The organism is Methanomassiliicoccales archaeon (assembly GCA_013415695.1).
Lineage (GTDB): Archaea > Thermoplasmatota > Thermoplasmata > Methanomassiliicoccales > JAAEEP01 > JAAEEP01.
Window position 1 is genome coordinate 1 of the sequence record JAAEEP010000001.1, and the last position, 13945, is coordinate 13945.

Consider the following 13945-nt stretch of genomic DNA (forward strand, 5'->3'; position numbering starts at 1 on the left):
GGAGGCCCGATGAACCCCTATCTCTTCTCCACTTCCACGGAAGAGTTCGAGTCCCGGGTCAACGAGGTCATTAGGAACGTACGCTTCAAGATAAGAAGCAAGGCCGAGCTCCGAAGATGCGGCTGCCCCGTCTGCCAGGAAGCCCTCGAGAGGATGGTGGGCAAATGATCAACGACTCTCAAGCTCGAATCATGAAGAGGATCACCGACTTCAACGGCATCGGTCCCGTGGAGGCCTCCCGCATAGCCCTCGAGCTCAAGGATGACCCTACTATCGTAGAGGCTAGATGCAAGGCCATGGCAGACCTCGGCCTCCTGGAGATCTCGCAGAGCAACGGACATCAGTACTTCTCCGCCACCAAGCATGGTAGGGAAGTCCTCGAAGATCTTCACCAATGCGTCTGCGGCCGCTCCTTTGACAGCGAGCGCGGGCTCAACCGCCACAAGGCGTCCTGCCCCGAGCTCAAGGATGATCAAGACGAATCTCCACAGGAAGCGCCGCTTCAAGTGGAACCGGATCCTGTCCTTGAGCGTCCTCTCGCCGAGGCCTCCGGAGATCACTCCCTCGTCCGCATCGGACACCTCCTGGAGATCGCGAAGGAGCTCCATGAGGACCTGGGCTGCCGCATTGACCTGCACATCGACCTCCAGGACCTGAGCGTCTCCTATCTCAGGGAGGCCACCTCATGAGGTTCGAGGAGCTCATCGTCCGCGACAGGATCCTCCTACACCTCGGAAGGTTCTCCCATAAGCGGGACGAGTTCGTCGTCCCTGAGGATGTCACCCAGACTGGAATAGCCCGCACCGTCGGGAAGTCAAGGGCCCACGCGGCCCTGATGATCAAGGAGCTCAGGTCCATGGGGCTAGTCATGGAGCGCATGGCCCATGTCAAGGGCGGTAAGAGCCGCAGGAAGGCCTACTTCCCCACGATCAGGGGTGAGCAGCAGGTCAAGCTTCTCCAGGACAAGCTCACCGAGCCCGTCGAGTGGGGCATGATCTCCACCGTGATCGTCGCAAAGGACATCCTCACCAGCCGTCAGAGGCTCGAGCAGGTGGAGGAGGAGCTCAGGATCCTCAAGAGAAAGATCGCGATTCTGGAGGCTAGCAGCTAGAGGGGATGGGATGCACAATGACGACAGATACTTCTACGACGGACATCCTATTCGGGGGTGCTCCTGATGGCCTACCACAATCAGTGGCAGAGGGCCATGGGCGGCTACCTGAACGAGATGGCGCCATTCATCGGGGCCGAGACCAGGAGGCGTTACCGCATCTGGCTGAGCCAGGCCGGGGACCTCGTGGGATGGGTGAACCCGAAGCAGCTAACCCTCACGGACATGCGGAGGATAGAGTCGGAGATCCCTGGCACGCACAACACCAAGTCGGTGCGCTGTCATGTGGCCCGCAAGTTCCTCCGGTGGGCCGGGAACCTCGAAGCCCAGAAATGGAGGATCCTCTCCAAGCAGATGGCCAAGATGGACGGGGTCTTCCTGACCGAGCATCAGGTCGCCATGATCAGGGAGATCGCGAGAGGGTTGGGAACCCAGTTCGAGCTCATCTTCAGCCTGGGCGTGGACAACGGATTGAGGTCCGTGGACATGTCCCGTCTGAAGATCTCGAACGCCCAGCAGCTCCTCGCGAACGGATCCTCTATGATCATCGGGAAGGGGAGGAACGGCGGCAAACCGCGCCTCCTGACCCTGTCGGAGATGACATTCAGGCCCCTGACAGAATACATGAAGCACAGGGATCAGCTCCTGGACGCCTACCAGATGGAGTTCCAGGATCTCTTCTTGGACTTCAACCACATCACCAGGAGGGTCTACGCCCTGAAGCCGGAGAACATCCAGAGCAGGGTGATCATCATCTCCGAAGCCTCGGGGATCTACTTCAGGTCCCACGATCAGAGGAAGACCTTCGGGAACCGTCATTGGCGCATCGGGACGCCCCTCGAGACCATCGCGAGGATGATGGGGCACGAGTCGGTCGATCAGACCTTCAAGGCCTACATCGGAGTGCAGATCTCGGACATGCTCGAGGCGCAGAGAAAGTTGGCGAATCTTGCACCTCCTCGACCCGTCCAGATGTAGAGGATTGGGAAAAATCTTTTTCATAATTTCTGAAAACGATCAAGTCATTGGCGTTGTAAACTGGAGGTAGCAACTGATCTTATCTCATTTTGAAACTAACTGTGAGAGAGATGATACATAACAGTTTCAATCATCTCCCCACTGTATGTATTATATGGGTTTGGGAGATTTAGTATGGAAGGTGCACAAATGGCAGAGGAGAATCTGGAGGATCTGCCCGGTGTTGGGCCCGCGACCGCGGAGAAACTGAAGGAGGCTGGATATGATGACCTCATGGCACTTGCCGTGGAGTCTCCCAAGACCCTTGCCGAGGTCTGTGATATTGGTGAGAGTACAGCCGTCAAAATAATCGCCGCAGCGAAGAGGGCCGCGGATGTGGGCGGATTCGAGACCGGTGAGGAGATCATGGAGAGGAGGCAGAGCATCAATAAGCTCACCTCGGGTTCCAAGGCCTTTGACGAACTGATGGGAGGGGGATTCGAGACACAGTCCATCGTTGAGTTCTTCGGAGAGTTTGGCAGCGGAAAGACCCAGATATGCTTCCAGCTTGCTGTTAACGCCACCCTACCTGTGGAAAGGGGCGGGTTGGACGGTGAGGTCATTATAATCGATACGGAAAACACCTTCAGACCTGAGAGAATAGTTCAAATGTCTAGAGCCTTGGACGTCGACCCCCTTGAGACCCTCCAGAAGATACATGTTGCCAGAGCTTTCAATTCACATCACCAAACGCTGCTTGTGGATAAGGCCACGGAGCTTGCCAAGGAGAAGAACGTCCGCCTCCTGGTGGTTGACTCCCTGACTGCACACTTCAGGGCAGAGTATGTGGGGAGGGGTGCATTGGCCGAAAGGCAACAGAGCCTAAATAAGCACATGCATGATCTCCTGCGGTTCTCAGATCTAAATAACGCGGTGATAGCGGTAACGAATCAGGTGTCGGCAAAACCTGACGCTTTCTTTGGGGATCCAACTCGACCCATCGGTGGGCACGTGGTCGGACACACAGCGACATTCAGACTCTACCTTAGAAAGAGCAAGGCTGGCAAACGCATAGTCAGGCTCATCGACTCTCCTAACCTTCCAGAGGCTGAGGCAGTGATAACCGTTTTAGAAGATGGCGTGAGGGACTGAGATCGATCGATACCATGAGAAAGACCGTTTTCTTGTTTGAGTTGTCCGGTGAGCATCCTACACTGCCTACAGCTGAGGTGCTTGCCACAATAGGGACCGAGTGTAAGAAAAGTCGAAAAATATTGACTGCTCCAGGCCTGGTTGTCTCTGAATTCGACTCAGCTCGATTCCTCGATGTATCTAACCGTCTGGGACTTTGTCACCGAGCAGGAAGGTATTTGGGCTCCTGCAAGCCTGGAGAGGCTATCGAGTTCGCCACCAAGCTCGTATTGCCTGAGGGCTCCATATCTGTCAGGGCAAGGAATTTTCAAGGCAACATGAAATCATTGAGTCCCTCTGAACTCTCAAGAAAGGTCGGTGCGGTGCTAGCGAAGGAAAGGAAGGTGGACCTAATCAACCCAGATGTGGGGGTGAGAATGATCATCTCCGATGGAATCCACTTCTTCATCGAAGATCATGTGATAGACAGAACCCAGTTCGAGAGAAGAAAAGTGGGGTTGCGCCCTTTCTTCTCCCCAATCTCACTACATCCAAAATTTGCTAGGGCTCTGGTCAATCTAACTGGAGTAAGAAGGGGTGAAAGACTTCTGGATCCTTTCTGTGGCACTGGCGGGATACTAATTGAGGCTTCCTTGATAGGGGTCCGGGCCATAGGTTCCGACATATCTGAGGATATGGTAAGGGGATGTCAGGAGAACATGAAACACTTCGGAGCCGAATTCGAACGACTGGAGAGAGGGGATGTGGGCGACATCCATGAGATATTTGGGGAGGTGAAGTTCATAGCAACTGATCCGCCCTATGGAAGATCGACAACGACCATGAAGGAGGACATCGAGGATCTTTACCTCAGGATGATGGGGGCCTTCACCGAAGCCATGACACCATCTGGTGGATTGGGGCTGGTGCTTCCTAGAGCCTGCGTGGACCATCCTCCCGCACTCTTACTAGAGGAGAGTCACATGCAAAGGGTACATAGATCGCTTACCCGGCATTACTGCGTATTCAAACGAGTACCTCAATAGTGAAGAATTCTTGTTTAGATGTATCCTTAGTCTGGGATTCTAAAATGAGCGTGCGATTCGAAGGTGTAGCGTCAATGGCCACGTCAATGCGTAAAGTCACATTGGTATTGCCTTTATAGGGAAGATTGAAGTTCAATGCATTCGTTGCATTCTCAGCGCTACCATTGCTAAGGTAGACCACCGCACCCCAACCTGAGGGAACCTGTACAACGCTCATTGTGACATTAACATTAGTGTTTCCCGTGTTATTCACGCCCATATAGAAATAGACGCTATCTCCGGGATAAGCAGTGGTATTGTTTGCACCTTGGACGGATATATCGACCTGATAGTTTGGGGTGATCGTGAACATTGGCACTGGTACGAAAGATGTTAGCAGAATCACCAGTGCTATTGCGCCCACCACCTGACGCTTTGGTCCGATTTTGGAGATATCATTCAGAGGCGGGGGATGCCTCAACCCCAGGAACAGTATGATTATGGCAAAGAAGAGCCAACCGGGGAAGATAAGGCCCATAAGGAACAGGGCTCCGATGGTAATATAGCTCAAGTACCTGGCGTTGTCACCCAGAAGTGCCCTGGCGATGTGTCCTCCATCCAGCTGCCCTGATGGTAGCAGATTTATTGCGGTCACCAGGAAGCCGACCCAGGCAGCGAAACCGGTTGGATGGAGCGCAACATTGTCCGGAACGTGAATAAGATAGGTGAAGACCTCGAACAGCGGAGGGACCGAGAGTCCAATAGCCCCTAGTTCCCCAACCCCACCTATTTGGACATCTCCTTGGGCGGTGAGATAGAGGCCGATAATGGTCACGGGTATGGTCACTACTAGACCGGCAAGCGGTCCTGCTACTCCAATATCCAGAAGAGCTTTCCTATTGGGCATTGGATCCCTCATGGATATGAATGCCCCAAACGTGCCCAGCGGTGGGACTGATGGAATGAAGAAGGGCAGGGATGCATCTACCCCATGACGCTTGGACATGAGGTAGTGGGCCAACTCGTGGACCCCTAGTATCGCAAGGAGCGGAAATGCGAAGAACAGGGCTCCCCACGCAAAGGTTCCAGGATCGAAGAGCTCGACCTGCTGGTAATCAGACCACAGGAAAGCTCCGGCGAACACCGTAGAAGCGATCGTGGCGATCAACATTATCCAGTTCACCCATATGCTCCGGGTTCGCAATTCCGGGCGCTTTACTATCTGGATGACGTACTCCCCCGCAGTGCGATTCAGGACTGGGATGTACTTCTTCACCCCAAGCTCTTTCCTCATCTTCTCGAAGTCGCTGTCGAGAGTCTCCAAGACCGGGGATACGTAGAGCGTCATAGAATCGAAGCTTACCTTGACATCGTATATGGGGAAGTACTTCCCAACGACGCTCTTGATCACCTCGATCTCCTGTATATCACCGGGCTGGGCCATGCACGCCCCTATTGACCGTCTGTATTCTTAATGATTATGAATAAATTCTGGTCTTCCATGCGTAAAATGTAATAGGGAACATGTGAATCTGCGGGTGTGAATCCATACGTCCAGCTATTCCGCATCGGAAATTGCATCATAGGGGTCGTAGGACTCATTCTTGGGGCCTTCATAGCTGAGGGGCCCCAGTTCGTTGATCACGCTACGGAACTGGTACTGGCATCGGTAGTGGTTTTCACATTTATAGTTGGAGGAAACTCTCTAAACGACTATACGGATAGAGAGGTTGACAAGAAAGCGCATCCCGATCGCCCGATTCCCTCTGGCCGGATCTCTCCCCGAACCGCGCTGACGATTTCCGCTATCATGTTCACGATATCGTTCATATTCTCTCTTCCGCTGGACTGGATGTCCATATTGATTGTGTCATCAGCCATTGGGGTCATGATCCTGTACGAAACTTGGAGTAAGCGGGCGGGTCTTGCGGGGAATCTATCAATATCGTGGCTGACTGGCGCCCTCTTCTTGTTAGGAGGATCGGTCGTCGGAAGCCCTGAAAAGACCGTGATATTCGCCTCAATGGCCTTTCTAGCCACGCTGGGAAGGGAGATCGTCAAAGACATTGAGGATGTGGAAGCGGATTTCGACAGACGGACCCTACCCAAGCGGATCGGCAAGAAGTGGGCAGGGGCATTGGGCAGCCTGGCTTTCCTATTGGCGGTTGCCCTCAGCTTCGAACCTTTTATCTCGGGATATCTGAGCACTGGATATCTCACAATAGTTGTAATGGCAGATGCAATCTTTATATACTGCTCCATAGTTCATTTCCAGAACCCAACCAAGGGGCAAATGTGGGCTAAGTATGGAATGCTTGTCGCCCTAATTGCATTCCTCATCGGTAAGCTACACGTGATCTTAAGCGAGGGATTCGCATGAGAGTCAAGGAATACATCATGGACAGGATGGCCAAGGGTGCTCTGCATATGACGCTCATTGACCCCGCAAGCCAGCCACCAGAGAGATCAGGAGAAATCGCTAGAATTGCTGAGGACGTGGGAACCGATGCCATCATGGTTGGGGGATCCACTGGTGTGACTCAAGAAAACCTGGACAAGACCATTTTGGCCATCAAGAAAAAAGTCTCCATACCTGTCATTTACTTCCCTTCGGGAGCACACGCTATCTCACCTTACGCAGATGCGATTTACTTCATGAGCATACTCAACAGTCGCAATGTCAGGAACGTGATAAGGGAGCAGGTGGTCGGCGCACCAATTGTCAAGAAACTTGGACTGGAACCGATCTCCATGGGTTACCTGATCATAGAACCAGGCATGAAAGTGGGTGAAGTTGGAGATGCAGAGCTCATTCAAAGGAATGATATCGAGTCAGCGGTCGCCTATGGGCTTGCGACGCAATACCTGGGAATGGACCTGGTCTATCTGGAGGCGGGAAGCGGAGCTCCGGAGCCAGTCCCATTGGAGATGATTGCTGCATTGAAGGCTCAATTGTCAATCCCCTTGGTGGTCGGCGGAGGAATACGGCATCACACCACCGCTTCTGCGGTGAAGAAGGCTGGTGCGAATATTGTTGTCACAGGAACAGTCGTGGAGAACGGGGAGTTCAGGAAGTCCTTGGAGAAGATAGTGAAAGCTGTGAAGACCTGAGAACAATCCACATTTGTTCGATGACTCATATCATCTTCACCAGCATCTCGTGGATCCTGGTGTCCGCACAGAGTTCAGGATGAAAAGATAGCGCTAGAAGATTTTCTTGCCGGGACATGACAATTTTTCCGTTGTAGAAAGAATATGGTTCACAGCAACCCCATACACTCTCGATTGCTGGAGCCCTTATGAAGACAGCTGGGAAGGGGCTGTTCAGCCCCTTAACCTCCAGCATGGCCTCGAACGACTCTCTCTGCCGACCGAAGGCGTTCCTTGTGATCGACATATCCATCAGGCCAAGAAGCTGTGTACCGGTCTTTTCCACCAGTTCATCTCCTTTCCTCGAGAGAAGGACGCACCCAGCACATGTGCCCATTATTGGCACACCGGATTCACCCATCTCCACCAGTTCGTGGAAGAGTTCAAAGCGCTTAAGCAACTTAGATATTGTTGTGCTCTCTCCCCCAGGGAGGACGATGCATTCCACACCATTCAGGTCCTCTCTCTTTCGAACGGTTATGGCTTCGCCTACCAAACCGAGAGCGCTGAAGGCTCGGTTTAAAGCATCGACATGCTCCGGGAAAGCTCCCTGGACGGAGATGACTCCTGCCTTCATTGGACAACTGCAAAAGTGAACGCCATGAAGAACTTTTCGATGATATGGAGGAAAGGATAACTGTCAATCGTAGATTTCGCGCTTGTCCACGATCAGCTGTGATTTGGGCACATACTCCTCGCTACCAGGCTCGATCATCTCCACCACAGGCGCTTCAAGGAGATCATTCTCCAATCCAGATTGGATCTCATCCAAGGCCAAGATGGCCTCCTCAATCGAACGCTTTCCTTCCTCTAGGTCACCCAAGAACTCAATCCTGAATGTCAGCCTGTCTCGGAAATCGGCCTTCTCTATTATTGTCTGGTATCCCACCACACCAGAGACGCTGAGAATGGCCTCGTCGAAGAGCAGTGGATATACCTTCTCCCCGAATCCGATCTTGGTCTGCATGTCCCTCCTGCCCTGGACCTTTCCAATCTTGGCGATGGTCTCGAAACCGCACTCGCATGATGGTGGAATGAAACAGGAGATGTCATAGGTCCTGTAGCGTATGAGGGGAGTGGCTTGAGCATTGAGGCTGGTGAAGAGCAGTTCGCCCTCCTCTCGAGGAGCACAATGATCTCCTGTTTCTGGATCCACAATCTCGAAGAGGAGATCGGCCTCGTTCACGTGAAGACCGTCTTGGACGACGCATTCAATTGCGTTCGCTAAACCCATCTCAGTCATTCCATACTGGCTCAGCGCCTTGCATCCCCAGGCATGTTCGATCTCCCGCCTCATGCCCTCGGGTAGAGGCTCTGCCGATAGTATGATGGATTTGATACCCAGGGAACGAAGGTCATGATTATCCTTTGCTAGCATGGTAATTCTATAGATGAAGGAAGTAAGGCCGATCAGCATGGTCGTACCGTTCTCCCTCATCGTACTCATTTGCTCGTCGACATCGACCATGCTTGCTATTACTGATTTGAAGCCTGCGATCTTACATGCGGAGTCCAGCATGTATCCTGGATCCCATGATGCGATGGTCGGGAACATGATCTGGAGAGTATCCCTCTCGGTCATCCCGAAGGTCTTGAGAGCAGCAGAGATGGCATCTATTATCCTCAGCAGATCGTCCCTGGAGAAGAAAATTCTCTTCCTCTGGCCGGTGGTCCCTGTCGTTGTGAAAGGCCTGGCTACCTTCCCCTGGGGTATGCATAGAAAGTAAAATGGCTGTTCGGCAAGATCCTTGGGCTCCGTCATTGGTATCTTCTTCAGGTCCTCGAAGGTCCTGATCTCCTGGGGATCGATGGCGGCCTCCTTGAGCGTACGACCATAGTGAAGACTGTTCTCCCTCACATACTCCAATTGCTTTCTCAACCTGTAGAGCTGGTACTGCTCCAAATCATCCCGGGTAACTTTGTCCAGCTTCTTCTTGCCCAGAACATTGCGGAACTCAGAGGAGGAATTGAACTCCTTGATAACCTGCTGATGTATCCAGGCTTCAAGTGGGTTCTCTGATTCGCCGATCTTGCGGGAATCGAGTTTTCTCCTCGCTACCGCAATCTTGAGCTTCTTGATAGGTTGCAACTCTTTTCCGAACGCTAATCTGCCCTTTATGCTTTATTGAGAATCGATTAAACTCGGAAGAATTCTAGGATTTAAGCACCTTACCCATTTAAACAGACTAGAGTTCAATATGCATCGCAAGAGGAAGGTTCCTATTGCGAAGATTATTTCCCACGGTTTCGAATTCGGAGGATCATGGCAGAAACGGATTGGAAGGAGGTCTCCAACATGTTGAGGGACGCGGTGAGGATGGCAGCATGGCCCGTTGGAATAAAGATGCTCCCCGATGCGAAATCCCTGCATGATTTTCCCAATATCAAACTGCTCCAAAAGACTGCCCCCTGCCAGATGGCAGCCAGAGCCAGATATTATAGGGAGGATGGCATAGTTGCCGCTTCATCCAGAGCTATAAAATGTGTCTGGGGAGGTGCCTGCCTTGCACTCATCGATACACCAGAAAGGCTGAAGGATGGCCTACTATACCTCCCTTATGCCGATACCATGCAGGCTGCTCAGGAGCTTCATCGATCCATAGGCATGATGGGCGATGAGGGCAAGAAATACGGAAGCATGCTCATGGCTCCATTGGATCTCATGCCAGTCGATCCTGATGCCATAGTGATGTATATCACACCGGCACAGGCACTTCGTTTCATTGTGGCCTATCTCTACGAGACCGGGAAGGCGATAGAGCAGAAGATTACTGGGCAGGTTTCACTTTGCACCTCCATTGCGAAGGTCCTCAATGGATCAGAATTCTGTGTTGATATCCCTTGCATAGGAGACAGAGCCTACGGCGTCCTGCAGGAACAGGAGCTCGTCTTGACCATCTCTCCTCAGATAGTAGATCAATTGAAGATAGGCTTACTTGGCACCAAAATGTTAGGATCATATCCATTCAAGCCGTTTCTCAATTGGTCAGTAATACTGAGGCCAGATATGGAGACCATGGAGTTTGATTTCTAGCTCCTTTCGAGACGGAATGTGCGGTCTACGCAAGGATATAAATAGGTTGGTGCTTCTCAACGAATGGCAGGAAGGTAGGGCAATGGTATTGACACCCCACATGAAACAGGTTGGCGTTTCGAACAAACTCCTCAAGACGACAAAGAGGCTCGAGTGCCCCCGATGTGGAAGGGAATTTAGCCTTTTCCAGTCAAGAGCAATCGCCTGCAAGGGTTGTAAGTTTGCCACCACAAGCTGCAAGTTCGCCCGCTGCCCTCACTGCGATTACGAGTTCCCTCTGTCATCCTTATGGGTTGACTCCAAGGATAAGGAGAAGGTGCTCGCTAATTACATGAACACCGTCATCAAGAACTACCATGACAGCGTGGGGCAGAAGCCCTCACGATGATTTCTTAGCATATTTCTGAAATATCTCGTGGCGGTATAGGGTGTTCCCATTCCTAGAATTTATGTTGAACAAGCAGAATGGGATGAGCCTGCCATCAGGCGTCACGGTGTGTATACAGCACCTCTGAAGCCTCTCCGTTTCCACGTTCCAGACATCCTGGAAATGCATCATTGAGATAGTGAGATAATGAGTCTTAGCCCTCTTCAGGAAGCTCCCCCAGGAGTCGGGACCACCCTCGTCTCCCCCGCCGATTACCTCGTCCACGAACCTCCAGAGATCGGACATCTCCTCCCTTGTCTTTCGGGCGATCTTGTCAGTTGATGTTGGCGGGCCTAGAGCTTTACTTGTCATCGGGAATAGGGATCCGTCTTCCATCTGGAATGAGAGAGACTTTGAGTCACAGTGAACGTTGGCACATGAAGTTGGGATGAAGTTCTCTTTCCTGATCTCCCCTCCAGTCTGCTTCTCGATTTCCTCTACCAACTCGGGTATCAGGACATAGTCCTCGTCCCTTGGTGGGTGGGGATAACGCCCAAAGTAGCTGATGGGTTGGAAATGCACTCCCTTAATGGTTGGTATCCTTCCTTTTGCGAATTCGATGACTTCTCCAACCTTGTCGAGATTGAATTCGGGTGAGACCACTGTCACCAGGGTCACTCCCATATCCACCTTAGCGCAGTTGTCGAGGGCTTTTATCTTGATGTCCAGAAGGTCTTCGCCGCAAGTCTTCTGGTAAATCTCGGGGTCTAATCCATCGAACGAAAAGTAAAGGGCGTCTACTCCCGCGTCCTTTATCTCTTTCAGGAAATCGATATCATTTCCAATCCTCACCCCGTTGGTGTTGACCTCGATGTGATCGATCCCCATGTCCTTTGCCATTCGGACAATCTCAGGCAAATCATTCCTAATGGTAGGCTCTCCTCCACTTATCTGGATGCATATGGGATGATTCACTCGGTCAACGATTGTCTGACACATGCCCCTTATCTCATCCAAGGTTGGATGATAACGGTATCCCTCATTGGAGCGGGCGAAGCAGATCGGGCAGTTGAGGTTACAAGTGTTTGTAACCTCCAGAACAACCAAGCAGGTGTGCTGTTTGTGCATTCGACAGAGACCACATATCTGGGGACAATCGCCCTCTGCATCCACCGATATGCTCATTGGCTTCGAGGGGGTTCCCTCATATCGATAAAGATCCTTGTACTCCTCTACCCCTCTCCAGATAATGATCTTGAAGGTTCCGTGGTCTGGACATGTCTTGACCAGATACACCTTATCATCTTCCGCTATCTTCTCCGCCGGAATCGTTCTCAGGCACTCTGGACAGAGGCTCTTAGTCTCTCCGATGATCTCACTCATTGAACCCACCCGGATTTTCCCAAACAATCGTGTAGATGTAATTCAATGTTTCGCATGAACCATAGTTAGTAACGATGTATGATGACGCAATGAAAAAATTGGAGAAATGGCCGCTGAGCGGCCAAGTGTGTTTACGCCCTCTTCTTCTCGAATAGAGCCTCGACAACCGCCAAGGTGTTGGTGGCAAGGTACTCTTCAATAAAGACATCCTTACATTCTTTGCATATCAGCGCTGGTCCAACCCTACGAACGCCCATGTAGAACATCTCACAGTGCCCGTTCCAAGCAGTCTCTTTGCACTTGGCGCACTTGAATTCAGATTCATCCATGGTGTTGACGATTTTACCCATGTCCAATCGGGTACCATAGGCAGCCTGAAGAGCAGCGGCCCCATTGGAGACGGTGTAGACGGCGTAGATCGTAGACTCCCCGATCTTCTTTCTGGCCACGTTAATGCCAGCGCTGTTGACGAGCTTGTCATTGGAAGCCTCTGCCGAGGTGATTACCTCTGCTATTTCAGCCTCCTTGATGCCCCTTTGACCGAGGACTTCCTTCACTTCAGGAGATATTGCTACGTCCATCTTTTTCACCTCACCAGGTCCCGTAGGTTCCGTGGTCCCTCGCCGCCTGAACCATCGCATGCATGCACCCCGGTATTGTATATGGCGGACACTCGCAAGAATTGCCGAGTATGTATCCATTCGGGCTGTCACGCCCCTTTAGCAGTTGTGCCACTGATTGATCGTATACCGCCCTTGGGTTCGGGTTGATCATCAATTTGGTGTCAACCGACCCCATGACCGTCGCCCTTGTCCCGAATGTGTCCATCAGCAGGTCGGATGGGAAAACATCCTTACCCTTGTAGCCGATATGAACCACGGTAAAGGGAGACCAGACCAGCTCATCAGGGAAGACCTTGTAATCGGTCTCGTGGTTACCGCAGAAGTGATAGAACAACTGCGGACCCGCGCCTCCCCTGAACGACTTGTCCACGTAGTACCTCATTGTCTTAGCGGAGTACTTCCTCACGGACTCATCATCAAAGATGTCGTTGTTTGCTAGCACCGATCCTACGGTCAACATGGCAAACCCATACCTCTCGGCCATGGCTATTGCGCCATTCACCGACGTGTCGGCATAGATCTTGACCAGTTTCTCGGCCGCTTCGGGCTCGGTGAAGGTCCACATGATAAAGTTCTCCACACCACACAGTTCGCCAGGCGCTCCCACCATGTCGAACCCATATGAGATTGGGACAAGGGTTAACGGCAAGTTCTTCTGAACATAATCGTATATCTCGAAGAACATCGGAAGGGTCCATCCGTTCTTCAGATCATTTATGTCAGGAACCTCGAGCTTGTCAATCTCGGAAGGGTCTTTGATGATGGGTCCTGTCGAAATGGGCGGCAGAGTGTCCTTGTACTCAAGAGTAAGACCTAGCTCGGTAACCCACGGTAATGAGAAGAACCAGTGAGTAACGGGGAGTAGGTCGTACATCTGCGAGGCATACTGGACACAGTGGATTCCTAGCGTTGGCTTTTCGTAGAAGTCCCTTATCGTGTATCCCATTGACACGGCAGCGTGCGCAAGGATGATCGAGTCGACCGATATCCTATCGTAAGGACTGTCGACAAAGGGACTTGCGAATTGCTTGTTGGCCTTGGCGTGCCAGGCCATATCCATTCCTGGAAACAAGTCCGGATAGCCCATTATTTATCCCCATGCCTTACTGTCGTTAAATGTATATTAATTTTATTATTAGCAATTCGCAACATTGTTTCATATTG

The 13945-nt window shown here is 51.8% G+C and carries 16 protein-coding genes; 10 read left to right on the forward strand and 6 right to left on the reverse strand.

The annotated features are described in order from the left end of the window. Positions 1–9: 9 nt before the first annotated feature. The 6 genes from GKC03_00005 (at position 10) to GKC03_00030 (ending at position 4245) form a co-directional block, all read left to right on the forward strand. Positions 10–168: a hypothetical protein gene (locus tag GKC03_00005; protein ID NYT10917.1), complete on the forward strand. Its 159-nt coding sequence runs from the start codon at positions 10–12 to the stop codon at positions 166–168. Beyond that, positions 165–689: a hypothetical protein gene (locus tag GKC03_00010; protein NYT10918.1), complete on the forward strand. Its 525-nt coding sequence runs from the start codon at positions 165–167 to the stop codon at positions 687–689. Before GKC03_00005 ends, GKC03_00010 begins: the two co-directional genes overlap by 4 nt. After that, positions 686–1111, forward strand: coding sequence for a hypothetical protein (locus tag GKC03_00015; protein ID NYT10919.1), 426 nt, complete (start codon positions 686–688; stop codon positions 1109–1111). Before GKC03_00010 ends, GKC03_00015 begins: the two co-directional genes overlap by 4 nt. Positions 1112–1177: 66 nt before the next feature. After that, on the forward strand, positions 1178–2089 hold the full coding sequence (locus tag GKC03_00020) for a site-specific integrase (protein ID NYT10920.1): 912 nt from the start codon (positions 1178–1180) through the stop codon (positions 2087–2089). A 189-nt stretch (positions 2090–2278) separates the two neighbouring features. Beyond that, positions 2279–3220, forward strand: a complete 942-nt coding sequence (radA, locus tag GKC03_00025) for a DNA repair and recombination protein RadA (GenBank protein ID NYT10921.1) — start codon at positions 2279–2281, stop codon at positions 3218–3220. A 218-nt stretch (positions 3221–3438) separates the two neighbouring features. Continuing rightward, complete coding sequence (locus GKC03_00030) at positions 3439–4245, forward strand: methyltransferase domain-containing protein (protein NYT10922.1); 807 nt, start codon at positions 3439–3441, stop codon at positions 4243–4245. Here the strand turns inward: GKC03_00030 and GKC03_00035 are convergent. Further along, positions 4226–5668: a site-2 protease family protein gene (locus GKC03_00035; protein NYT10923.1), complete on the reverse strand. Its 1443-nt coding sequence runs from the start codon at positions 5666–5668 to the stop codon at positions 4226–4228. The genes GKC03_00030 and GKC03_00035 overlap by 20 nt on opposite strands. Positions 5669–5764: 96 nt before the next feature. Here GKC03_00035 and ubiA point away from each other — a divergent pair, with 96 nt between their 5' ends. Together ubiA and GKC03_00045 are read left to right on the forward strand one after the other, a co-directional pair. Further along, positions 5765–6604: a UbiA family prenyltransferase gene (ubiA, locus tag GKC03_00040; GenBank protein ID NYT10924.1), complete on the forward strand. Its 840-nt coding sequence runs from the start codon at positions 5765–5767 to the stop codon at positions 6602–6604. Continuing rightward, complete coding sequence (locus GKC03_00045; GenBank protein ID NYT10925.1) at positions 6601–7335, forward strand: geranylgeranylglyceryl/heptaprenylglyceryl phosphate synthase; 735 nt, start codon at positions 6601–6603, stop codon at positions 7333–7335. Before ubiA ends, GKC03_00045 begins: the two co-directional genes overlap by 4 nt. Before the next feature lie 25 nt (positions 7336–7360). Here GKC03_00045 and pdxT read toward each other — a convergent pair whose 3' ends face one another. Then, the gene (gene pdxT, locus GKC03_00050) at positions 7361–7951 is read right to left on the reverse strand and encodes a pyridoxal 5'-phosphate synthase glutaminase subunit PdxT (protein ID NYT10926.1); all 591 of its coding nucleotides are present in this window, start codon (positions 7949–7951) and stop codon (positions 7361–7363) included. Between the two features lie 63 nt (positions 7952–8014). Then, positions 8015–9463, reverse strand: a complete 1449-nt coding sequence (locus tag GKC03_00055) for a phenylacetate--CoA ligase (protein NYT10927.1) — start codon at positions 9461–9463, stop codon at positions 8015–8017. A 174-nt stretch (positions 9464–9637) separates the two neighbouring features. Between GKC03_00055 and GKC03_00060 the strand changes: the two genes are divergently transcribed. Then, positions 9638–10408, forward strand: coding sequence for a DUF169 domain-containing protein (locus tag GKC03_00060; GenBank protein NYT10928.1), 771 nt, complete (start codon positions 9638–9640; stop codon positions 10406–10408). 49 nt (positions 10409–10457) lie between these two features. Continuing rightward, on the forward strand, positions 10458–10796 hold the full coding sequence (locus GKC03_00065) for a hypothetical protein (protein ID NYT10929.1): 339 nt from the start codon (positions 10458–10460) through the stop codon (positions 10794–10796). On the opposite strand, the gene GKC03_00070 is transcribed toward GKC03_00065, so the two are convergent. The 3 genes from GKC03_00070 to GKC03_00080 form a co-directional block, all read right to left on the reverse strand. Then, positions 10788–12158, reverse strand: a complete 1371-nt coding sequence (locus GKC03_00070) for a radical SAM protein (GenBank protein ID NYT10930.1) — start codon at positions 12156–12158, stop codon at positions 10788–10790. The two genes, GKC03_00065 and GKC03_00070, sit on opposite strands and share 9 nt — an antisense overlap. 131 nt (positions 12159–12289) lie before the next feature. After that, positions 12290–12739: a hypothetical protein gene (locus GKC03_00075; protein NYT10931.1), complete on the reverse strand. Its 450-nt coding sequence runs from the start codon at positions 12737–12739 to the stop codon at positions 12290–12292. Between the two features lie 10 nt (positions 12740–12749). Further along, on the reverse strand, positions 12750–13751 hold the full coding sequence (locus GKC03_00080; GenBank protein ID NYT10932.1) for a hypothetical protein: 1002 nt from the start codon (positions 13749–13751) through the stop codon (positions 12750–12752). Between the last annotated feature and the right edge of the window lie 194 nt (positions 13752–13945).

Bases quoted from the DNA above. Each gene is read 5' to 3' on its own strand.
- radA (NYT10921.1), top strand. From the start codon at position 2,279: ATGGCAGAGGAGAATCTGGAGGATCTGCCCGGTGTTGGGCCCGCGACC.
- GKC03_00075 (NYT10931.1), bottom strand. From the start codon at position 12,739: ATGGACGTAGCAATATCTCCTGAAGTGAAGGAAGTCCTCGGTCAAAGG.
- GKC03_00035 (NYT10923.1), bottom strand. From the start codon at position 5,668: ATGGCCCAGCCCGGTGATATACAGGAGATCGAGGTGATCAAGAGCGTC.
- GKC03_00045 (NYT10925.1), top strand. From the start codon at position 6,601: ATGAGAGTCAAGGAATACATCATGGACAGGATGGCCAAGGGTGCTCTG.
- GKC03_00015 (NYT10919.1), top strand. From the start codon at position 686: ATGAGGTTCGAGGAGCTCATCGTCCGCGACAGGATCCTCCTACACCTC.
- GKC03_00060 (NYT10928.1), top strand. From the start codon at position 9,638: ATGGCAGAAACGGATTGGAAGGAGGTCTCCAACATGTTGAGGGACGCG.
- GKC03_00010 (NYT10918.1), top strand. From the start codon at position 165: ATGATCAACGACTCTCAAGCTCGAATCATGAAGAGGATCACCGACTTC.
- pdxT (NYT10926.1), bottom strand. From the start codon at position 7,951: ATGAAGGCAGGAGTCATCTCCGTCCAGGGAGCTTTCCCGGAGCATGTC.
- GKC03_00020 (NYT10920.1), top strand. From the start codon at position 1,178: ATGGCCTACCACAATCAGTGGCAGAGGGCCATGGGCGGCTACCTGAAC.
- GKC03_00070 (NYT10930.1), bottom strand. From the start codon at position 12,158: ATGAGTGAGATCATCGGAGAGACTAAGAGCCTCTGTCCAGAGTGCCTG.
- GKC03_00005 (NYT10917.1), top strand. From the start codon at position 10: ATGAACCCCTATCTCTTCTCCACTTCCACGGAAGAGTTCGAGTCCCGG.